31 protein-coding genes are annotated in these 17,425 nt (G+C 29.4%); 14 read left to right on the top strand and 17 right to left on the bottom strand.

From position 1 onward, the window contains the following. Positions 1 to 89: 89 nt before the first annotated feature. Positions 90 to 530: a hypothetical protein gene (locus AVBRAN9333_RS08775; RefSeq protein ID WP_336609860.1), complete on the top strand. Its 441-nt coding sequence runs from the start codon at positions 90 to 92 to the stop codon at positions 528 to 530. Between the two features lie 12 nt (positions 531 to 542). On the opposite strand, the gene AVBRAN9333_RS08770 is transcribed toward AVBRAN9333_RS08775, so the two are convergent. Beyond that, positions 543 to 674, bottom strand: coding sequence for a hypothetical protein (locus tag AVBRAN9333_RS08770; protein WP_336609859.1), 132 nt, complete (start codon positions 672 to 674; stop codon positions 543 to 545). A gap of 243 nt (positions 675 to 917) precedes the next feature. Between AVBRAN9333_RS08770 and AVBRAN9333_RS08765 the strand changes: the two genes are divergently transcribed. After that, positions 918 to 1,436, top strand: coding sequence for a hypothetical protein (locus AVBRAN9333_RS08765; protein WP_336609858.1), 519 nt, complete (start codon positions 918 to 920; stop codon positions 1,434 to 1,436). A gap of 13 nt (positions 1,437 to 1,449) precedes the next feature. Here AVBRAN9333_RS08765 and AVBRAN9333_RS08760 read toward each other — a convergent pair whose 3' ends face one another. The 14 genes from AVBRAN9333_RS08760 to AVBRAN9333_RS08695 all read right to left on the bottom strand — a co-directional run bounded on the left by AVBRAN9333_RS08760 (position 1,450) and on the right by AVBRAN9333_RS08695 (position 9,875). Then, positions 1,450 to 1,848 (bottom strand): hypothetical protein, encoded by a 399-nt coding sequence (locus tag AVBRAN9333_RS08760; protein ID WP_336607391.1) that lies wholly within the window; start codon positions 1,846 to 1,848, stop codon positions 1,450 to 1,452. Positions 1,849 to 2,011: 163 nt separating this feature from the next. Beyond that, positions 2,012 to 2,197: a hypothetical protein gene (locus AVBRAN9333_RS08755; protein WP_336609857.1), complete on the bottom strand. Its 186-nt coding sequence runs from the start codon at positions 2,195 to 2,197 to the stop codon at positions 2,012 to 2,014. Beyond that, positions 2,197 to 2,367 (bottom strand): hypothetical protein, encoded by a 171-nt coding sequence (locus AVBRAN9333_RS08750; protein WP_214142614.1) that lies wholly within the window; start codon positions 2,365 to 2,367, stop codon positions 2,197 to 2,199. The genes AVBRAN9333_RS08755 and AVBRAN9333_RS08750 overlap by 1 nt, the downstream gene beginning before the upstream one ends. Before the next feature lie 13 nt (positions 2,368 to 2,380). Beyond that, complete coding sequence (locus AVBRAN9333_RS08745; protein ID WP_336609856.1) at positions 2,381 to 2,671, bottom strand: hypothetical protein; 291 nt, start codon at positions 2,669 to 2,671, stop codon at positions 2,381 to 2,383. Next, a complete protein-coding gene (locus tag AVBRAN9333_RS08740; RefSeq protein WP_336609855.1) occupies positions 2,671 to 3,576 on the bottom strand; it encodes a phage late control D family protein in 906 nt (301 codons plus the stop codon). Before AVBRAN9333_RS08740 ends, AVBRAN9333_RS08745 begins: the two co-directional genes overlap by 1 nt. Beyond that, positions 3,567 to 3,773: a hypothetical protein gene (locus AVBRAN9333_RS08735; protein WP_336609854.1), complete on the bottom strand. Its 207-nt coding sequence runs from the start codon at positions 3,771 to 3,773 to the stop codon at positions 3,567 to 3,569. The genes AVBRAN9333_RS08740 and AVBRAN9333_RS08735 overlap by 10 nt, the downstream gene beginning before the upstream one ends. Beyond that, the gene (locus AVBRAN9333_RS08730; RefSeq protein WP_336609853.1) at positions 3,770 to 4,135 is read right to left on the bottom strand and encodes a DUF1353 domain-containing protein; all 366 of its coding nucleotides are present in this window, start codon (positions 4,133 to 4,135) and stop codon (positions 3,770 to 3,772) included. The genes AVBRAN9333_RS08735 and AVBRAN9333_RS08730 overlap by 4 nt, the downstream gene beginning before the upstream one ends. Next, entirely contained in the window at positions 4,132 to 4,728 is a 597-nt protein-coding gene (locus AVBRAN9333_RS08725; RefSeq protein ID WP_336609852.1) for a hypothetical protein, read from the bottom strand. Before AVBRAN9333_RS08725 ends, AVBRAN9333_RS08730 begins: the two co-directional genes overlap by 4 nt. 1 nt (position 4,729) lies before the next feature. Further along, complete coding sequence (locus AVBRAN9333_RS08720; RefSeq protein ID WP_336609851.1) at positions 4,730 to 6,550, bottom strand: phage tail-collar fiber domain-containing protein; 1,821 nt, start codon at positions 6,548 to 6,550, stop codon at positions 4,730 to 4,732. Then, complete coding sequence (locus AVBRAN9333_RS08715; RefSeq protein ID WP_336609850.1) at positions 6,547 to 6,999, bottom strand: hypothetical protein; 453 nt, start codon at positions 6,997 to 6,999, stop codon at positions 6,547 to 6,549. The genes AVBRAN9333_RS08720 and AVBRAN9333_RS08715 overlap by 4 nt, the downstream gene beginning before the upstream one ends. Next, on the bottom strand, positions 6,990 to 8,027 hold the full coding sequence (locus tag AVBRAN9333_RS08710; protein ID WP_336609849.1) for a baseplate J/gp47 family protein: 1,038 nt from the start codon (positions 8,025 to 8,027) through the stop codon (positions 6,990 to 6,992). Before AVBRAN9333_RS08710 ends, AVBRAN9333_RS08715 begins: the two co-directional genes overlap by 10 nt. Beyond that, on the bottom strand, positions 8,017 to 8,286 hold the full coding sequence (locus AVBRAN9333_RS08705) for a hypothetical protein (RefSeq protein WP_336609848.1): 270 nt from the start codon (positions 8,284 to 8,286) through the stop codon (positions 8,017 to 8,019). Before AVBRAN9333_RS08705 ends, AVBRAN9333_RS08710 begins: the two co-directional genes overlap by 11 nt. A 48-nt stretch (positions 8,287 to 8,334) precedes the next feature. Further along, positions 8,335 to 8,649, bottom strand: a complete 315-nt coding sequence (locus tag AVBRAN9333_RS08700; protein ID WP_336609847.1) for a hypothetical protein — start codon at positions 8,647 to 8,649, stop codon at positions 8,335 to 8,337. Positions 8,650 to 9,179: 530 nt separating this feature from the next. Next, the gene (locus AVBRAN9333_RS08695) at positions 9,180 to 9,875 is read right to left on the bottom strand and encodes a S24 family peptidase (protein WP_336609846.1); all 696 of its coding nucleotides are present in this window, start codon (positions 9,873 to 9,875) and stop codon (positions 9,180 to 9,182) included. A gap of 185 nt (positions 9,876 to 10,060) precedes the next feature. On the opposite strand from AVBRAN9333_RS08695, the gene AVBRAN9333_RS08690 reads away from it, so the two are divergent. The 12 genes from AVBRAN9333_RS08690 to AVBRAN9333_RS08635 all read left to right on the top strand — a co-directional run bounded on the left by AVBRAN9333_RS08690 (position 10,061) and on the right by AVBRAN9333_RS08635 (position 15,409). Then, positions 10,061 to 10,276 (top strand): hypothetical protein, encoded by a 216-nt coding sequence (locus AVBRAN9333_RS08690; RefSeq protein WP_336609845.1) that lies wholly within the window; start codon positions 10,061 to 10,063, stop codon positions 10,274 to 10,276. Continuing rightward, positions 10,269 to 10,472 (top strand): hypothetical protein, encoded by a 204-nt coding sequence (locus tag AVBRAN9333_RS08685; protein ID WP_336609844.1) that lies wholly within the window; start codon positions 10,269 to 10,271, stop codon positions 10,470 to 10,472. Before AVBRAN9333_RS08690 ends, AVBRAN9333_RS08685 begins: the two co-directional genes overlap by 8 nt. After that, positions 10,465 to 11,019: an ERF family protein gene (locus AVBRAN9333_RS08680; RefSeq protein ID WP_336609843.1), complete on the top strand. Its 555-nt coding sequence runs from the start codon at positions 10,465 to 10,467 to the stop codon at positions 11,017 to 11,019. The genes AVBRAN9333_RS08685 and AVBRAN9333_RS08680 overlap by 8 nt, the downstream gene beginning before the upstream one ends. A gap of 1 nt (position 11,020) precedes the next feature. Then, a complete protein-coding gene (locus AVBRAN9333_RS08675) occupies positions 11,021 to 11,866 on the top strand; it encodes a lambda-exonuclease family protein (RefSeq protein ID WP_336608969.1) in 846 nt (281 codons plus the stop codon). Beyond that, positions 11,863 to 12,378, top strand: coding sequence for a single-stranded DNA-binding protein (locus AVBRAN9333_RS08670; protein ID WP_336608970.1), 516 nt, complete (start codon positions 11,863 to 11,865; stop codon positions 12,376 to 12,378). Before AVBRAN9333_RS08675 ends, AVBRAN9333_RS08670 begins: the two co-directional genes overlap by 4 nt. Beyond that, the gene (locus tag AVBRAN9333_RS08665; RefSeq protein WP_336609842.1) at positions 12,362 to 12,544 is read left to right on the top strand and encodes a hypothetical protein; all 183 of its coding nucleotides are present in this window, start codon (positions 12,362 to 12,364) and stop codon (positions 12,542 to 12,544) included. The genes AVBRAN9333_RS08670 and AVBRAN9333_RS08665 overlap by 17 nt, the downstream gene beginning before the upstream one ends. After that, positions 12,541 to 12,930, top strand: coding sequence for a hypothetical protein (locus AVBRAN9333_RS08660; protein WP_336609841.1), 390 nt, complete (start codon positions 12,541 to 12,543; stop codon positions 12,928 to 12,930). The genes AVBRAN9333_RS08665 and AVBRAN9333_RS08660 overlap by 4 nt, the downstream gene beginning before the upstream one ends. Next, a complete protein-coding gene (locus AVBRAN9333_RS08655) occupies positions 12,927 to 13,313 on the top strand; it encodes a DUF3310 domain-containing protein (RefSeq protein ID WP_336609840.1) in 387 nt (128 codons plus the stop codon). The genes AVBRAN9333_RS08660 and AVBRAN9333_RS08655 overlap by 4 nt, the downstream gene beginning before the upstream one ends. Position 13,314: 1 nt before the next feature. Beyond that, the gene (locus tag AVBRAN9333_RS08650; protein ID WP_214118661.1) at positions 13,315 to 13,485 is read left to right on the top strand and encodes a helix-turn-helix domain-containing protein; all 171 of its coding nucleotides are present in this window, start codon (positions 13,315 to 13,317) and stop codon (positions 13,483 to 13,485) included. A 95-nt stretch (positions 13,486 to 13,580) separates the two neighbouring features. Then, the gene (locus AVBRAN9333_RS08645) at positions 13,581 to 14,069 is read left to right on the top strand and encodes a helix-turn-helix domain-containing protein (protein WP_336608974.1); all 489 of its coding nucleotides are present in this window, start codon (positions 13,581 to 13,583) and stop codon (positions 14,067 to 14,069) included. A gap of 193 nt (positions 14,070 to 14,262) precedes the next feature. Beyond that, positions 14,263 to 14,451: a hypothetical protein gene (locus AVBRAN9333_RS08640; RefSeq protein WP_214118665.1), complete on the top strand. Its 189-nt coding sequence runs from the start codon at positions 14,263 to 14,265 to the stop codon at positions 14,449 to 14,451. Positions 14,452 to 14,593: 142 nt separating this feature from the next. Then, entirely contained in the window at positions 14,594 to 15,409 is an 816-nt protein-coding gene (locus tag AVBRAN9333_RS08635) for a hypothetical protein (RefSeq protein ID WP_336609839.1), read from the top strand. Between the two features lie 288 nt (positions 15,410 to 15,697). Here the strand turns inward: AVBRAN9333_RS08635 and AVBRAN9333_RS08630 are convergent, their stop codons facing one another. Further along, on the bottom strand, positions 15,698 to 16,087 hold the full coding sequence (locus AVBRAN9333_RS08630; protein ID WP_336608976.1) for a type II toxin-antitoxin system PemK/MazF family toxin: 390 nt from the start codon (positions 16,085 to 16,087) through the stop codon (positions 15,698 to 15,700). Next, positions 16,084 to 17,211 carry a tyrosine-type recombinase/integrase gene (locus tag AVBRAN9333_RS08625; RefSeq protein WP_336609838.1) on the bottom strand — a complete coding sequence of 376 codons (1,128 nt, stop codon included), beginning with the start codon at positions 17,209 to 17,211 and terminating at the stop codon, positions 16,084 to 16,086. Before AVBRAN9333_RS08625 ends, AVBRAN9333_RS08630 begins: the two co-directional genes overlap by 4 nt. Positions 17,212 to 17,425: the final 214 nt, after the last annotated feature.

The raw sequence follows: 17,425 nt of genomic DNA, 5'->3' as shown, positions 1-17,425 counted from the left end.
ATAAAACTCTTATACCGATTAAAGATATACAGATTTTTAGAGTTTAATGATTTAAAAATATCAACCATTTTATTAATTAAGGAGTTATAATGATAAAACTAATGTTTGACTCATTATGCAATATTGTAATACCTGTATATTTTATTACAAAGAACAATAATCAAAATAATACGGTATTAGTCGATAAAGCTATTAATAAGCTTAAGAAAAAATTAAATTCTATTGAAAATAGAAAAAAGAATTTAAATGATAAAGGTGCTCATGAAATTAAAAATGAAGCAGAAGCTATAAGTACAGCGATAATTGATTATTTATATACGCTCAATATTTATTGCAAAGATTGGATTAAAATCAATCCTTACTGCATTGTTGGAAAATTTGAAAAAGAGCTAAAGAAATCGTTTGAGCAAAACTTAGAAATTTGTTCAAGAGATTATGAGTATATCAAAAAAATGTATGATATATTAACAGCAAAAGGTGTTAAAAAATACTTCTATAAGACATGGTATTTTTTAAAAAAATGCCTATAAATTAAAGCTGATTCAAGCCATCTTAAATAAGATGGCTTGAGCGGTCTTATCAACGCCTTTGATTTCTTCTTTTACTTCTTTACACATTTCCTTATTCCACAATATTTCAACATTACTTGTATATGTAGCGTTAAAAGTTAGCAATAAAAAGGAGAATGGCTAAAAAGTTTTAATAACGATTTTTAGATAAAATCGCAAAGGAGCTTAAAAACTAAAATCTGCAGAACTTTAGTCGTTTCGCTCCTTTTAAATACGAAACATAATAAGAAAAAAATGGGAGTAATTTTTATAATTTGTGTTAAAAAATTCATAGAATTTTAACATATGAAATCAATATGTTAAAAAACTAAGATTTTTTAGCATTAAAATTTAAAAAAGGAGAGTCGCATGAAAAAGTTATTAGCATTATTAGCCTTAGCTTTAGTGTGTAATGCTAGAGGGGTTTTTACACCAGAACCAACACTAAATTTTACTCAAGCAAGATTATATGATGAGTGCATTAAAGAAAACAATGCTAAATCTTGTGAGAATTATTTGGATTATAAAAAATATGATAGTAGTGATTATTTAAAATTAAAAGAGAGTGCTGAAGTAGCTTTTAAAGGTTGCGATGAGTTACAAAGTGCTAAGTCTTGTTTGGTTTTGGCTAAATTTTATTCTAAGTATTCTCCAAAAAATAAAATTATTTTTAGTGATGAAAAAAAAGAATTTGATTATTATGTAAAATCTTGTGAATTAAATAATAAATATTGCATTATGGTAGGAAAACATTATAAATTATTATACGCTGATACTAAAGATAAAAAAGATAAAAAACAAGCTTTAAAGTATTATAAGCTTTCTTGTGATAGTGGTTATAAATTAGCTTGTGAAAATTATAAAGAATTAGATAGTTGGTGGAAATAATCCACCAACAAGCTTAAAAGCCATAAAGTTTCATAGCTACTTCTGATTTTCTTCCACCAAGCAAAGCAAGTAATGCCCCACGAGTAAAGAAATTTGCCATCATTTGCTTTTTATCATCTGCAAAACTTTTTCTTGTGTCTTCTAATAACATATCTAAATCTCCATCATTTTCAACAAAATGTGAACTTACAACTTGTGTTACTGAATTAAAATTGATAAATCTACTTAAAAAACTAGCTGCTGACATTAATCTTTTGTTTTTTACCATCTTATCCATAATCTCATCAACTAAAAGCACTAACTCATCGCTAATATCATCAGCTTTATACTCACTTGTATCTATGCCTAACTCTTCTCTTGTGTAAAATGCTTGAATAAACGCTAATGCAACTTCTTTTCTTTCTCTTGTCATAAATTCTCCTTTATATTTATTTTAACTGCTTGCTTTTTATTAAATACATGTTCTTAGCTAAGTCATTTTTACCTCCTTACTAAAAAATATAAAATTATGATGATTTTTCAACGCATCAATAATCTTTAAAAAGCTATTTTCGCTGTTGTTTTTTTTAAATTCATTATTTCATTCTCTCACTCAAAACTTTTAAAAGCGTTACGATTTCTTGACTTAAGTTCTCAATTCTTTCTAATTTCTTTTGATTTAAATACATTTGATAAATCAACATTCCGCCAAGCACTCCTGCGACCGTTAAATCTTGTATAGTCGCACCTTTTAAAATTAAATGCAATAATCCTTCTTCCATTATTTATCTCCTTTCATAAAATCTCTCACGGCTTTTAACTTAGCTTTGCAATCACGATAAGCACTCACGCTATCTATTACAAATAAAGCAAAATCGCCGTTTGTTTTCATATCTCTATTTATATTTAAATTCTCGCATTCTAAAAAGTCTGTTGGCACTTGCTCTCTCACATACACTATTTTTTCACTGCAAGCTGTTAAAAATATCAAGAAAATAATCATCAAGCTTATCTTTGCTCTTCTCATTTTCACTTACCTTTTTTACTACAGATAAACGGATTTTTTGTTTATCTTGTAGTTTTTTATTTAGCTCATCTCTTGCTAAATTTGCTCTTTTTAGCTCATCATCTTTTGCTAAAATCACGGCATTTAGCTCAAATGCTTTAGTTTTTGCTTTATCTAAACTCGCTTTTAAATCACTTATGTATAAATACATTAGCAAGATGATAACTCCTAAAATCGCATTTATTTTCATTAGCAAAACTCCACGCTAGTAATAAACCCACTAGCATTTATTGAATGCGTTATTTTTTCTATTTGAGTGTTTAAAGTCTTATTTTCAAGCACTATATCAAGCAAAGCACCTGCATTCATCGCACGACCAAGCACCTTTAAAGAGCCTTTAAAGCTCGCATTCTTTTGAGTTTGTAGCTTAGAGTTTGCTAGGGTTAGTGCCTCTTGCTTATTCTTTACAAAAGAATTAATTTTTTTTACAGGCTCACTGCTACCTGCTCTTACAACAATATCTTTATTCTCTTTTGCATCAAAATAAGTAACTTCAACACTACCAGCACTAACTGCTGCTACGAACTCATAATCAAGCTCTATTAATTCGCCTTCTTGCAACTCATATTTAAGTCTTTTATTCTCTTTATTTGCATCGTGCAAAATCAATGTATCATTTTTGATACTCATATTTACACCTAGCTTATCACATTCACTACTTAAAAATGCTAAATCGCTTTGGTTATTTTGCTGATAGTTTTTAAGCTCGTTTTTGCTAACCTGTGCTTTAAACTTTAGTCCATTTTCTTTTGCGATACTACGTGCAACTTTTAAAAACTCGCTTTCTTTAAAAGTGCGATTTTTGACTTGTTTTGCACGGCTTAGATTTGCACTCACGCATTCTAGCTCATAAGTTTGCTTATACTTGATTTTGATTTTGTTTATATAAAAAGCACCTAGCAAAACACCATCGCAAAAAACTTTTATAGTATCATTTAGGCGTGGCTCAGGCGTGTTGTAGCTTAGCGTGATATTGCAAGTATCAGCCTGACCTTTTGCATAATCATTAATAGTAATATTTATAAAAGGCATTTGAGCCGTTTTATCAATATCATTATAAAATAATGTTATCTTTGGCTTATAAACTAGCTCCATAAAGTCTCCGTTTTTTTAGTTTCAACTTTAGGCTCTATTAGTTCTATTTGTTCGCCACCACGAAAATAAAGCGTGTTTAAATGCTTATGATTAGCTCTTAAAAACTCTTGATAAAAGCTAGATGAATAATCATCTCTTTTATAATGTTTGGCATAAATCACGCTTAATTTTTCGCCTTGCTTTGCAATATAAATCATCTAAAAACCTTGTATTTTAAAAAATGATAAAATCTGCACGAGTTGTAAAATAAAGCCGATTTGAAATTGCTAACGCCTAGCTCTTTTAACGAAATAAAAAATATATTATCAGCTAAAATAAAGTCTTCATAGTTTTTATCGTTTTGATATGCTTTATCGCACAAGTAGTCATGAATAACTACTGCTGATAAGTATTCAGGCGAATTGGGTGGATAGATAGACCAAAGCAAACGAGGTATATTTGCCCCATTTGTTTTATATCCGCTAGGAATATCAACTTTAGCAAATCCACACTCGTAAGAATAATCTTGCACTAACTCAAACTTATCTTTTTTGCAAGGCTTTAATACAACTCTATTCATAAACTAAACTCCACATTAATTGAGTTTAAATCTTCTTTAGTAGTTGCTTTTTTGATTTCATCTAGTGCTTTTTGTCTTTTGCCTATCAAAACAGCACTTATTTCAGCGTATTTATCAGCCTTTAAAAGAACTTTTTGTACTAAGTCATCTAAAGGCACTTCACGGCTAGTTGCAAGTGCCTTTAAAAAAGGTGCTTTACTTTCATTATTGCTTGCCAGGTATTCCCTAGCTTCTCTTTCTTGTCTTTCAAAAGTAAGCCTTTCTTCATCAGGCGTTTTATCAAGACTACTCATTGCATTTTTAAAGCTAGCTTCTATTTCACTTAGTTTTTTCTCTTTAAGTTCGTTAAAGCTTAGCTCTATCATTTCAGGCTTATAAATAAACTCGCCGTTTTCGTAGAAATTCACTTGGTTTTGCATAATTTTTGTAAAAGTTTCTTCGCTAACTTCTATGCCGTTCTCAAGTTTTTTCATATCAATATAATCAATAAAGCCGCTTTCTTTTAAAACAACGCTGTAAACTTTCTCATCAGTGTAATAATCGCTAAAATCATTGATAAAATCATCTTGTATTAAATTGTTTAATTCTTCCATTTCAATATCCTATTGCTACAATGTTATATGTTCTTTCTTGCGTAGGAACTTGAAAACCAGTCCCTTTCATTAAATAGTTGCTAGTGTCTTTCCAATTATCAAGGCTTTTTGTATCTTCTATTTTTTGACCTGACATAAAAATCCCTTTGTAGTTCATACCAACAAGGAAAACACCATTAACAGGTAAAGTGATTGTGTATGTAAGTGTTACAGAACCTTTTAATCCACTTGTTACCGAATTAGCTGTTACTATTGGAACTACCTTAAGATTTCTTAGCATTATTACATTGATACCATTGCATTTAAACATTTTTCCACTCGGTATATCTGTCTGTATTATTGGTTGTTCGCTAGTAGTCCTATCAAAAAATATTCCATTTTTATAAAGAGTATTTGGAACTAAGTTACATTTCTTAGGAGAGTTCACAAAACTTCCGTTAGGGTGGGCTTCATACATAGCAAATCCTCCCCAATCTACTAAGAAACATTCTAATTTAATGTTTTTAAAAATATCTCTATATGAATTTAGTTTTGTATTTCTTAGGCTTACAATTGCACGATTTGAAGTATCGTAAGTGTTAGATAATGCATTTAAATTAGCGTTTTCCGTAAAATAAAGACAAGTTTCAATAGTGTTTGTAAAAGTGCAACTTCTAACATCTGCAAAACCATTATAAGAGATTATTCCGTAAATTGAATTATTTACACTACATTCACAAAATCTAAGCGAACTATTATAACCTAATTGAATTAGTCTTTGTGGTTTATTTGTAAAATCAAATTTACATCTATAAAATAAGCAAGATTTAGAATGAAAAAATCTAAAAACTGCAAAATTTGCACTTGCTTCGTGGGCGAACTCACATTTAATTACTGCATTATTTGAAATAAGTCTTATATGCGTTAAATCTACATTATCAAATGTAAGTTGCTCGTTTAAAACAAAATTAGGTAAAAGCGTAATAACACAATCTCCTACATTTGCTCTTGCTTTTTTGTAACACATTAACGCCTTAAACGCGTCGCTTAGTTTCGCATAGGTTCCACCAGCACCTACACTGACATTAATAGGCGTATCATAGACTTTTACATAATCATTCTCAACTGCTTTAATTCTTACTTCTAAATCGCTTTTAGCTTTTGTTAAGTCCCCTATATTTGCTTTTGCATTTAGTTTTGTGTTTATCTCATCTTTTGTAAACACTTCAGTTTTATTTGCTTTCTTAGTGCTTAAATCATTGCAATAGCCTTCTGCTTTTATAAGTCTTTTGTTTAACTCTTCTCCTTTTTGATTTAAATAATAATCATCTAATGAAGATTTATCAGCTTTACTTATTTCAAGTGTTTTTATCTTCTCATCTTGTGCTTTTTGAGAAGCATTAAAGTGTGCTAAAGTTGGATAGACTATCGTTTCATCTATTTTTATGCTTAAATCATTAGCATTTGTAAGTTCTATTGCTAATTTATAATGAAGAAGAGAAGTATTTGTATCAGTTGCTTTACTTAGCACTGACGTTCTTTTTATTTTAGTAAAGCATAAAAGCTCTCCATTTTTTGCAATAAAGCCCACACAATTTATGAAAAAATCTTGTGCTGTATCGTTTTTTAATACCGCTTCAAGGATTATTTTTGAGTTATCAAATTCATCAATTCTTACACTTGTTGGAAGATTTTCATATTTGATATTTGTAAAAGTAGTCGTATTTTCATCCAACGTATCTAAATTACAATCAGCATAAACAACTTTTGATATAAACAAATCAAGCTTATTTAAAATCGCATGTGTTATTAACTTTTTACCTTCATTTGTGATTATTGTCATAGTTCTTTAAACTCCTTTATTTGCATTACTGCTTTAATTACTAACGGCTTTTCGTGTATTGTGATAAGTTCTATGTTTTCACATACGCTTCTTACGTTTTTATATTTATTTATGTATTCGCTAAGCTTTAGTATGTTTTCGCTAGTTGTGTTTTCGCTAATCTCAACCACTGCTTTAAAAGTATAAGGTTTATCTAAATTAACAACTTTACAATCAACAAAAACCCCACGAAGCATAGTTTTAAAATAGCTCGCAGTCCCTTCGCTTTGATTTAGTAAAAGCGGCGTTTTTAGCTCTTGATGATGTCCCCATTGTGATGATAAAACTTTTGTATTTTTTACATTTGGCTTATAAAAATGCTCGGTATTTATAGAATATGCATTATCAAGCACTTCTAAAATAGAGTTTTTGTAATCTTCTAAAGATTTTGAATAAATACTTAAATCCATTTTTCAATCCTTAATGAATTTAGCTTTAAAATACTATTTTTATCTATCGTTTGAAGTGGCGTTGTGATACTTATATCACTTATATTCTCATCATTGCATAAGCTTATGATTTTACTCACGCTTACATTTTCACTAATATCAAGCTTTTTATAAAAATCTTTTATGATATAATCAATCTTTGCTAAGTTCTCGGCAAATAAAAAATCATCTTTTACTTTGATTTTTATTAGCAAATCTTGTGCTATTTCTGGGCATTTAATTAAATTGATTTTATCTGTTAATGGCACTTTGTTTTCAAGTGCTTTTAAGATTTGTGGCTCTATATTTTCAGCTTGAGTGTAATAACAAATGAAGACCTGTCCTGGCTTTGTGTTATCATCATATACTTTAGCTTTTAATACAGCTTTAGTTGATAAGACATAAAATAAATAGCTTTCAGCACTTCCTGCCGTGCTAAATCTATGAAGTGCTAGTTTAAAGCGTTCTTTTAGCTCTTCATCGCTCTCACGATAGCTATCGTTTTGCCATTCTGTTATTTGCTCTATTTTTTCAATGTAGATATTTTGAGTTTCAAGCATTGATATTTTCATATCTAAAAACTCGTTATTTTCTATCTCACATAGCTCTATAATCTCATCTTTTACATATACATCATTTAGCAAATACGCATAATGACCTTTGCCATCGCTAAGCTTTGCGTTCTTAGGTATAAATGTAGGGCTATTTGCTGTGATTTTGATTTTACTTGTTGCATTGTTTGCGTGTTTTCTAGTTAGTCCTACAAGTGCTACAAGCTCATCTAAAAATGTATCGCGTGAATAAGCTAAATAATTTTGCATAGCTATATTTGTGATATATTCGTGCTTTGTCTTAAACCACTCCAAAAAGCAATCAGTTAAAATCATAATATCATCATTTATTAATGGCTTATAATCGCTTTGATTTGCTTTGTTTTTGTAGTTTTCTATGATTTCGTTACGAGCTTTATCTATATCAAATGGAGCGAAAAATATATCATTATAATTCATAAACGACACGCTCCTTGCTCTCAATTACTTCGTAATCAATAAGCACATTTGTTCCGTTTAGGGCTAATTTTTTGATGGCAATTCTAGGCTCAAGTAATTTTATTTGCTCTGCTAAAGTCTTTAAATATGCGTGAGTGTTAGCATATGTTAGCTCCTTATCAATCAAGCTATCACAGCCCAAGAACGGGCGTAATGCGTGGCTAAACTTACGCTTCTTTATAATTCTAGTTAAATTATCATCTATGCTTATCTTATACATAGATGAAGTTTAAAAAATAAAAGGTTTCTAAAAGTATGACAATAGAAACTATTTTGTATTATTTCCCGAAATAGCAACAAGTATTATTAAAATAATAAATACCCAAGTAAAATAAAAATAAAAACCACGCTTTTTCTTGCCAGTAGTTATAAATAATACAATTTCTGAGTATTTTTGCATTACATATTTCTTTTGCTTATCATTTAATTTACTTATATCTATTTCTAATATATCTTTTTTATTATTATCAAAACTATTTTTTATATTTTGTTTCATTTCGTATTCTTTAATGACTTTTTCTACATTCTTGCTATCAAAATCAGATGAAATTGAAATGCCTTTACTATCTTTTGAAAATTTCATAGATTTTCTTATCTCTTCTTTTAGCATTTTTTGTAATTCTTCAGGATATTCGTTAAGTGGACTATCTATTTCTCTTATTTCGCTATCAAAAAACGCATCAGGTATTTTAAAATCTTTATAATATTCAGCATATTTATCTATGTTATCGCTATCTAAATGACTTAAATCTATTTCATCTAATACGCTATATTTTCTCTCGTTTTTTGGTGTAGTTTTGCTATATTCATACCAAGCTTTACAAAAAACCGCTTCAGTAGCTATTTCATCAGGTAAGTATTTAAATAAGTGCGGACTTTTGCAAAGCTAATCATATATTATTTGTAAGTGATTTTTAAACGCTTTTTCAGGCACTTCATAAAATCCACTAAAAAAACCTACAAGCAATCAATGCTCTAAACATTTCTTCGCTTGATTTTACTTCATCTGATAATTTTTTATATTGTTTCTATCTTCAATAAATAGTGTTGCTAACTGTTCATAAGTCATATACTATCTTTTTTTTATTCAAAGATAGCTAAAATATTCTTAATTTATCTTTTTAATTTGCAAATTTGATGAAATCCCAAAACACGACCAATAATACTAAAGTTATCAACATTATCTATTAGTCTTGGTGGATATTTTGGATTATCACTTAGTAACATTATTTGAGGTTTCATAATAAGTCTTTTTATCAAAATTTCTTCATCATCACGCACTACATAAACTACACCTTCTTTCACTTGCTCTCCCTTATATTCACTAAAAATAGCCATCGCATCTTCAGGAATTGTAGGCGTCATAGAATCGCCTTCTACTTTAATCATATGAATATCTTTACAAGACCATATATTTAGTGCTTTTCTTAATTCTTGTTTTGCAAATGGTACTATTGTAGGCTCACACTCTTCAAAACACTGCACGCCTGTTCCTGCACTTGCTTTCGTAGTTTCATAATATTTAATCATTGCAAAATCATCATTATAAGATGTATCTTCTAAAACTATATCGTTTAAATCTTTATTAATTAACTCCAACACCGGCTTTAAATAAGTTTCAGATATTGTTTCAGGTGCGTTGTTGCCTTGCCATCTTTCTACTGTAGAAATCTTAACATCACACCCATTATCATTTAGTAGTTCGGTAAATTCTTTGTTTGTTAGCCCTTTTTCTACTTTGTAGTCTTTTATATATATTTTTAATTTTTCAATATCTACTTTTAAATTCGCTCCTGTAACTTTTGCCATTCCTAAATCTCCTTAATAAATTCATATTTTCTTAATTAAATATACAAAATAATAACAAAAAAATCAGATTTTTGCAAATATTAAGTAAAAATTAAGAAATAACTATTATTATTCTTCATAATTTATTAAGATTATTATTAGAATATTCATAATCTTAATAAAAAATACAATTAAAGGAGAAAAATATGTCAGATAAAGATTTTGAAATTTTACAAAATAAATTAAAAGTGCAAGATACAGCTATTAAACATTTAATAAGAGCAATTGAGCCAAAAGATTTAGAAAAAACAAAGCATAGAGATTTTGCATTAGCTCTTATTTTAAATGAGATTGAACCAACTGCAGACATTGATGAATATTTTGATAAACAATGTAAAGAAAGGTATTTAAAAAATGCGTGATTTTTATTTAACAGACATAGCAAGATTTAATCTTACTAACTTTTGTAGTGGCTTTAGGGATAAAAGCCGTGATGATTGTAGATTTTATCGCAATAAAGAAGGGGTTGAGTTTTCTAGTTCAACTCACCACGTTGTTGATAATTCAATTATTAGAACTAGAAAATACAAAATTGATTGTGGAGATTTAGATGAGTGAAATTATAAAAGTATTAAGCACTATTCAGCAAAAGATAAAATCGAAAAAAGATGCCAAAAATAAGTTTGCAAAATACGAATATAGAACAATAGAAAGCATTTTAGAAAATTATAAAAAGGCAAGCGAAGGATTAGAAACGACGCTTACATTTAGCGAAAAAATCTTATGCGATTTTGATGGCAAGATTATCTTAGAAGCTACAGCTATTCTACAAAAAGCAAATGAGAGTATTAGTTCTAATGCTATCGTGGAGATTGACTATAACCACAAAGGTATGAGTAAGGAGCAGATTTGGGGAACAGCTTCAACTTATGCTAAAAAAAGAGCCGTTTCATCTTTATTATGTCTTGATGATAGCGAAGATGATCCTGATAGTTTAGATAATGACGAAAACCCAAATTCAAATTCTTTAGTTGATGAAATCAAAAACCTAGCAAAAATAAACAATGTAGCAATAGAACAAATACTAAAGTGTGAAAAACTTAAAAGTTTAGAAAATGCAAAACCTGAGCAATTACACAAAATATTAGACAATTTAAGGAGTTAATATGAAAATAATTAATTTAGAGCAAAATACACAAGAATGGTTAGACTATCGCAAAGATAAGTTTAGTGCGAGTATTACACCTGTGCTTTTTGGTGTGGGTTATCACAAAGCCTATCAAGAAGCATATTATAGATATGGTGGTGGAAAGCGTCCTGACATCTCTTGGATACCTGCAGTTGAGCTTGGCGTAGAATATGAGCCAAAAGTTAGAGATTTTATAAATGTTAGTTTGAAGCGTAATTTTAAGCCTATCGTGTGCGAAGACGAACAAGACGGACGCTTTATAGCTAGCCTTGATGGTTACGATAACGGCGAGATATTAGAAATTAAGGTAAGCGAACTAGGGTTAATCGCTTATAGAAAGTCACACGAAGTTCCATTAAGATATATGTATCAAATACAGCATCAAATGATGGTAAGCGTAGCTAAAAAAGCACTTTTAGCTATCGCTTATCCAAAATACGATGGCACACTTGATATTGAACTTATAAACATAGAGCCTGATTTGGCAATGCAAGATGAGATTAAAAGCAAATGGCTAGAGTTTGAAAGCACTTATAGATACAAAAATATTGATTATCAAGCACTAATAAAAACAGATGAATTATGCGAAGTGCAAAAGCAATTAAAAACATTAGGGGAGCGTGAAAAAGAGCTTAAAAGCTACTTTTATCAGTTTGATGATAGCACGATTTATGAAACGCCTACAGCAAAGCTAACTTATAGCATAAGCACGAGAGAAACAATTGATTATAAAGCGATAGTTGAGCGTAACGGATATGAGATTTTAGAAAGTGATAAAAAGACTAGCGAAACAAGAACAATAAGAATTAAGGAGATAGCGTGAATAAGACAATCATTATAGGAAGATTAACAAAAGATATAGAGCTAAAAACTTCAAGCAGCACAGGCACAGCGATAGTAAATAACACTATCGCAACAAGTCGTATTAGAAATAATCAAAACGGCGAGAGAATAGAAGAAACCTTGTTTTTAGACATAGTAGCGTTTAATCGCACAGCTGAAGTAATGAACCAATACTTACATAAAGGCTCAAAACTAGCAGTTGAAGGATATTTACAACAGCAAACATGGGTAGACAATCAAACAGGGCAGAATAGAAGTAAAATTGTATTGATTATAGAAAATATGGAGATGCTAGATAATAAGCAAGATAATCAAAATAACAATCAAGGTGGTTATCAGAACAACTATCAGCAACCAAGACAAAATAATTATCAAAACAATAATTATCAGCAACAACCAAGACAAAATCAAGCTAATAATTATCAACAGCCACAGCAGAATTACCAAAACAACAATTACCAACAAGGTGGAGCTGATGAATTGCCTTGGTAATGTAAGAAATATAATTATCTTTTGCTTAGAAATAAGCATTAGAGAGCTTTTTATAAAGCGTTTTGGTTTAGCAAGATATAACGAAAACTTAGGCACTAGCTACACAGCTAGAAGCCTAAACAAACTAAGAAATAATGAATTAAAGATTTTAAGGGGTTTAAGATGAGAGAAATAGTAAGACTAATTAATAAAAAAGATTTAGAAGAAATAATAGACTTAAGATTCAAAATTAATAACTTTTATAAGCATAGTTGTTTAATCGGTGTTACTTTATTAGTTGATGATAGTATTTGTTTTCATATACAAAATAAAGACATAAGAAAAAAATTAGAAACTAATTACATAAATTACTTTTCTTTTTATGTTGATTTGAATTATGCAACAATTGAAACAAAATTTACAAGTTATAACGAAGTTATTAACATTAAAAAAGACATTCAGTTAGAAAAAAATTTTACATCAAAAGATATAGCAAAACATATAGAGCAAATCATTAATGAATATAACAAAGAGCAAGATTATATTACTTTTGTTTGGGGAGATGAAGAATGAAACTACACCCATTATTAAATCCAAAAAGCCCCCACTACGGAAGTGGTAAGGACGCAACCATTTATAAAATGTATGATAAGTATAAGCAAAAAGATTTATTGGCTTGGTGCAGAATTAATGCTGCAAAATATAAAGCAAGAAAAGGCAAAAAGCAAGGCGAAAGCGAACAGGACAATCAAGAAAAATACGAGAGCTTTTATTACACAGCTTTGCTTATTGATTGTGCCGTGTCACTAAATAATATATTAGCTTGCAGTATTTTGCGTGGAGAAGAGTCAGAAGAATCGCTTATCGAAGAGCTAGAAAATTTGCGAAACCAAGATTTTCATTCAGTAGATGATAGATGTATGCTTGAAATTTTAGAGTATATGGCAAGGGGTTAAAATGAAAAAAACATACACATTAAAAGAAGTAGCAAAAATTACAAGCCAAAGTTATATAACAGTTTATAGACATTTACAGCAAGGTATTTTAAATGCTAAATCAACAGCTTTTAAAGCGACTTGGAAAGTTAGCGAAGAAAATTTACAAGACTACTTAAACAAGATAGCCTAGTAAGTATGGCTATAAAACATATTAAAGAATTAAGTAATAAATTAACTTAATTCTTACTTGAATATTTTAGTATTTAGGAATAAGTAGGAGATTTTATGGGAAAAGATTTTTATGGTTATGATAGTTTAACAAATGAAAGAATTTATATTTACGGTTCATTAAAAAGAAAAATAAAAAACAATATAGAAGTAAAGCGTGGAAACGAAAAACTATTAATAGAAGATATAAAAGCACAAATTGAAGCCATTACAGGCAAAGAGCCATTTATTCATGAAGGTGGTAATCATATAGTGTTTGCAGAAAGTGCAGAAAAATCAATCGGTGGTGAATACTATTGTATAAAGTGGCATTATGCAAACAACAAAGAAGAAAATATAGTAAAACAAACTTGTAAAGAATTAGGAATTACACAAAAAGAGCTAAGTGAAATGCTAGATGTTCCACAATCAACAATATCAGGCTGGGCTACAACGAATATTCCAAAGATGGCAGAGTTATCGCTTAATCTCTTAGCAGAAAACAAACAACTAAAGGAAAAATTAGATGTATTTAAAAAAGCTTTTGAACTCGCTAGCAAATTATAAGGTGTAGACAAAATGTCTATACCTTTAAAATACTAAAATTAGTATTTTAAAATAAATAAAATCCTAAAATTAAAATAAAATACTTGACTTTATTCTAAAATTAGAATATAATATTATTATAATTACTAGTATTAGTAATTTATGTTCTTTTAGAGATGATTGTTAATTAATTTTATTTGCTATAATTTTTACTATGAAAGATTTATTAAAAGAATTAGGCAAACTTTCATTTGATTTTGCAAAAGTGATTTTTGCATTAGCGATAATCACACCTGTTTTAAAAGATGAAAGTTTTAATTATTGGAGCATTATAGCTGTTATCGTATGTGTTGCATTTGGTTCAGCTTGTATTTACAAAGGAGGTAAAGATGGAAACGCTTGATATAATTTATAAAACAATTACTTTCGTTGGAATAATATTAACGATTTTGGTATGGTTTTTCGTACCAAATCCAAAAAAGGGAAAAGATAGTTAAATAAAATTAAACATTCATCTCTTAAAAATATTAAATTAGGAGATGATTATGTTGCAAAAAATACAAAATAGCAACTCACTGTTAGTTGCTTCTTATTATGGAATTATAAAAAGCACAATTTTAAAACATTTTACTCGCAATTCAGACGAGTTAATAGAAGGAATACATTATTTTTACGAATACGAAAGAACAAAAGGTGGGGTTCAAAAAGTAATTAAATGGACTTTAGAAGGCGTTTATATGTTAGGCTTTTTTATCAAAAGTGCCAAAGCAAAAGAATATCGTAAAAAAGTAGCAAGGCTATTAAGAGAACAAAGCGAAGAAAAACTAAAAAGCCTAAATAATAGCATCACAACCCTAGAACGCAGAAATAAGCGAGTTGCTTTAGGTTATAAATCACAATTAGCACAACAGAAAGAAAAGTATGAATTAAAGCTCAAGGTTTTAGAGTGCGAACTAGAACATAAAAGCAAGATTGATTATGATAAACCAAGCCAAGAGCTAAAGAAAGCATTAGCCGAGCGTGGGTGGTTGCTTATGAATAAGGATAATTTCAATGTTTTAGGAGAAAATATAGCAACTAGGATTTGCATTAGCCTAAGAGATATTCTAGGCACTAATTATCCGCCTTGCTTGAAGCAATTAATTGATGTTAGTTTTATGGAAACAAGGAATTATTTTAATAAAAGAATTAGCACTAATCAAGGATTGCCATTTACAGCAGAAAGTTATAAAATAAAAAGAGCCGATAGTTCTTATACGCCAATCTATGGCAAGTGGGTAATTGAAGATGGAAAGCAGATTGCAGGTTGGGAACTTGAGTTAAGGTGGAAAGGGTATAAAAAATTAAGTTATAGGGGCTAATGGCTCCCTAATACGGAAATAAATTCTATTCTTATTTACTATGGCTTTGCAAATTAACTAAACAAATACTATAATAAAAATGTTTCAGCCGTGTTGGCTTAGTCGCCCCCCTTATCGCAAGATAATGGCTCGGGTTTCCCCCACCTTTTAGGTGTGGGGTTAATTTAATGGTTTGTTAATAATTTTTAGTTAAAATAATGACAATTGCTTTTAATAGCAAGTTTTGTCCCCTTATCGCAAGATAACGGCTCGGATGCCTAGCCTTAGAGCTAGGGGAATTAAAAAAGGCTAAATTAAATTAGCCTTTATCTTATCTCTAATGTTTTCAAAATCACTTTTACTTATATTAATATTTGCTATATTTTCTACTCTTTTTGTATCGAATAATTTTATTTGAGATAACAAAGCCGTTCTAATATCATTATTTTTAGTATAAAAGCTATAAAAGTATGGAAAGCTATTATCTTTCGCCTTAGTACTTAATGGCACTCCTATAAAAGAGTTTTTATAAATTAATTTTAACACAAGCACAGGTCTTACATAGTTTTTACCCTTACCGTACACTTCAGAGCCAATATTTAAACCTAATCGTACCCAGTATACTTTACCTACTTTAACAGCTTTTTCTGTGCTTTTACTAGTATTCTTTTTTACTTCATTCCATTCATCGTAATTCATAGAAAATCCTTAATAAACTTCTCTAAATAATCTCCCCACCATTGCATTAATTCCCTTTTAGCTTCTAGCTTATGGCTTCTATCATACACGCCACGAACTCCTCCTACCGTATGAGCTAGGCAAAGCTCTATAATCTCGCTTGAATAATTATTATCGTTAGCTATCGTGCTAAACATTGCACGAAATCCGTGGGGCGTGAATTCATCGTTTGTAATGCCATTTTTACGCAAAAATGAACGCATAGTATTATCGCTTATACCTTGATTTTGCTGTTTCTCACTATAAAATACATAATCACTATTTTTCATAGTCTTCATAATTTCTAGCACTCTTTTTGCTTGGGTGCTAAGTGGTAAATAAAACGGCTTTTTGCGTTTCATTTGTTCGGCAGGTATTTCTAAAATATCATCGTTTATATATTCCCATTTAAGCAGTCTCACATTGCCAGGTCTTAATGCCGTAAGTGCATTAAAAATTAATGCGTATTTTGTAATAGGTCTTGCTTTTTGAATTAGTGTGAATAGATATTCTAAATCATCGCCTTTAGTTATTGTAGGATAATTTTCTACTGGCTTATAGCGAACTATCATATCAAGCTTTATAGGAAATAATATGTGATTGTCAGTATAATCAAGCATGCAAGCGTAAGAATATATGCGTTTTAATAGATTTAAAAGCTTTTTAGCAGTTGAACTTTTATCTTTTAGTATTCCAAAGCGTTTTATAATATCGGCTTTGCTAACTTCTTTTATGTCTTTGTCGCTCAATTCTTTATCAAGTATAAATCTATCTAATAGTGAATAATATGTGTGTAATTGCTTATCGCTAATTTGGTTTTCTTGAGTTTGCATATAATCACAACATACTTGTTTGAAAGGTATTTTATTTTTATCATTAATAATTTTTTCTTGTGTGCTATCAATTTGCATTATTGCATTTCTTATTCTAAAACTTGAGCTAAACTCGCCTAGTGTCTTTTTAACTCTTTTTTTATTAATGAATGTAATTAAAACAAAAGATTTTTTACCTTTAGGTGTTATACAAATATATAAATTATAAACGACCTTTTTCATATAAACTTTATCATTTGGCTTTAATTTTATGATTTCACTATCAGTTAGCATAATAAGCTCCTTTTTTTATTGTTTTAGTCCCTAATAGTTCAATTTAAGTCCTTAAAAATGATTAAGGACTTAAATTAAGGACTAAAAATTTGATAAATAATGATAAAAAAAGATAAACAATGATAAATAAAGATAAAAGAAACATACAAAATAAACAAGCTTAAAGCGTGATATTATAGACATTTAAAGATAATTTGATAAATAATGATAAAAG

The sequence above is a fragment of the Campylobacter sp. RM9333 genome (assembly GCF_020137705.1).
Taxonomy (GTDB): domain Bacteria; phylum Campylobacterota; class Campylobacteria; order Campylobacterales; family Campylobacteraceae; genus Campylobacter_E.
This window is presented reverse-complemented; position numbering and strand designations above follow the sequence as displayed.

Excerpts from the sequence above, each read along its gene's own strand:
- AVBRAN9333_RS08775 (WP_336609860.1), top strand. The coding sequence starts at position 90 with ATGATAAAACTAATGTTTGACTCATTATGCAATATTGTAATACCTGTA.
- AVBRAN9333_RS08680 (WP_336609843.1), top strand. The coding sequence starts at position 10,465 with ATGAGTGAAATTATAAAAGTATTAAGCACTATTCAGCAAAAGATAAAA.
- AVBRAN9333_RS08740 (WP_336609855.1), bottom strand. The coding sequence starts at position 3,576 with ATGGAGCTAGTTTATAAGCCAAAGATAACATTATTTTATAATGATATT.
- AVBRAN9333_RS08695 (WP_336609846.1), bottom strand. The coding sequence starts at position 9,875 with ATGGCAAAAGTTACAGGAGCGAATTTAAAAGTAGATATTGAAAAATTA.
- AVBRAN9333_RS08700 (WP_336609847.1), bottom strand. The coding sequence starts at position 8,649 with ATGAAATTTTCAAAAGATAGTAAAGGCATTTCAATTTCATCTGATTTT.
- AVBRAN9333_RS08755 (WP_336609857.1), bottom strand. The coding sequence starts at position 2,197 with ATGGAAGAAGGATTATTGCATTTAATTTTAAAAGGTGCGACTATACAA.
- AVBRAN9333_RS08645 (WP_336608974.1), top strand. The coding sequence starts at position 13,581 with ATGGGAAAAGATTTTTATGGTTATGATAGTTTAACAAATGAAAGAATT.
- AVBRAN9333_RS08715 (WP_336609850.1), bottom strand. The coding sequence starts at position 6,999 with ATGGATTTAAGTATTTATTCAAAATCTTTAGAAGATTACAAAAACTCT.
- AVBRAN9333_RS08625 (WP_336609838.1), bottom strand. The coding sequence starts at position 17,211 with ATGCTAACTGATAGTGAAATCATAAAATTAAAGCCAAATGATAAAGTT.
- AVBRAN9333_RS08705 (WP_336609848.1), bottom strand. The coding sequence starts at position 8,286 with ATGTATAAGATAAGCATAGATGATAATTTAACTAGAATTATAAAGAAG.
- AVBRAN9333_RS08640 (WP_214118665.1), top strand. The coding sequence starts at position 14,263 with ATGAAAGATTTATTAAAAGAATTAGGCAAACTTTCATTTGATTTTGCA.
- AVBRAN9333_RS08720 (WP_336609851.1), bottom strand. The coding sequence starts at position 6,550 with ATGACAATAATCACAAATGAAGGTAAAAAGTTAATAACACATGCGATT.
- AVBRAN9333_RS08725 (WP_336609852.1), bottom strand. The coding sequence starts at position 4,728 with ATGGAAGAATTAAACAATTTAATACAAGATGATTTTATCAATGATTTT.
- AVBRAN9333_RS08660 (WP_336609841.1), top strand. The coding sequence starts at position 12,541 with ATGAGAGAAATAGTAAGACTAATTAATAAAAAAGATTTAGAAGAAATA.
- AVBRAN9333_RS08665 (WP_336609842.1), top strand. The coding sequence starts at position 12,362 with ATGAATTGCCTTGGTAATGTAAGAAATATAATTATCTTTTGCTTAGAA.
- AVBRAN9333_RS08710 (WP_336609849.1), bottom strand. The coding sequence starts at position 8,027 with ATGAATTATAATGATATATTTTTCGCTCCATTTGATATAGATAAAGCT.
- AVBRAN9333_RS08635 (WP_336609839.1), top strand. The coding sequence starts at position 14,594 with ATGTTGCAAAAAATACAAAATAGCAACTCACTGTTAGTTGCTTCTTAT.
- AVBRAN9333_RS08760 (WP_336607391.1), bottom strand. The coding sequence starts at position 1,848 with ATGACAAGAGAAAGAAAAGAAGTTGCATTAGCGTTTATTCAAGCATTT.
- AVBRAN9333_RS08745 (WP_336609856.1), bottom strand. The coding sequence starts at position 2,671 with ATGAAAATAAATGCGATTTTAGGAGTTATCATCTTGCTAATGTATTTA.
- AVBRAN9333_RS08735 (WP_336609854.1), bottom strand. The coding sequence starts at position 3,773 with ATGATTTATATTGCAAAGCAAGGCGAAAAATTAAGCGTGATTTATGCC.
- AVBRAN9333_RS08690 (WP_336609845.1), top strand. The coding sequence starts at position 10,061 with ATGTCAGATAAAGATTTTGAAATTTTACAAAATAAATTAAAAGTGCAA.
- AVBRAN9333_RS08675 (WP_336608969.1), top strand. The coding sequence starts at position 11,021 with ATGAAAATAATTAATTTAGAGCAAAATACACAAGAATGGTTAGACTAT.
- AVBRAN9333_RS08630 (WP_336608976.1), bottom strand. The coding sequence starts at position 16,087 with ATGAATTACGATGAATGGAATGAAGTAAAAAAGAATACTAGTAAAAGC.
- AVBRAN9333_RS08650 (WP_214118661.1), top strand. The coding sequence starts at position 13,315 with ATGAAAAAAACATACACATTAAAAGAAGTAGCAAAAATTACAAGCCAA.
- AVBRAN9333_RS08765 (WP_336609858.1), top strand. The coding sequence starts at position 918 with ATGAAAAAGTTATTAGCATTATTAGCCTTAGCTTTAGTGTGTAATGCT.
- AVBRAN9333_RS08655 (WP_336609840.1), top strand. The coding sequence starts at position 12,927 with ATGAAACTACACCCATTATTAAATCCAAAAAGCCCCCACTACGGAAGT.
- AVBRAN9333_RS08730 (WP_336609853.1), bottom strand. The coding sequence starts at position 4,135 with ATGAATAGAGTTGTATTAAAGCCTTGCAAAAAAGATAAGTTTGAGTTA.
- AVBRAN9333_RS08685 (WP_336609844.1), top strand. The coding sequence starts at position 10,269 with ATGCGTGATTTTTATTTAACAGACATAGCAAGATTTAATCTTACTAAC.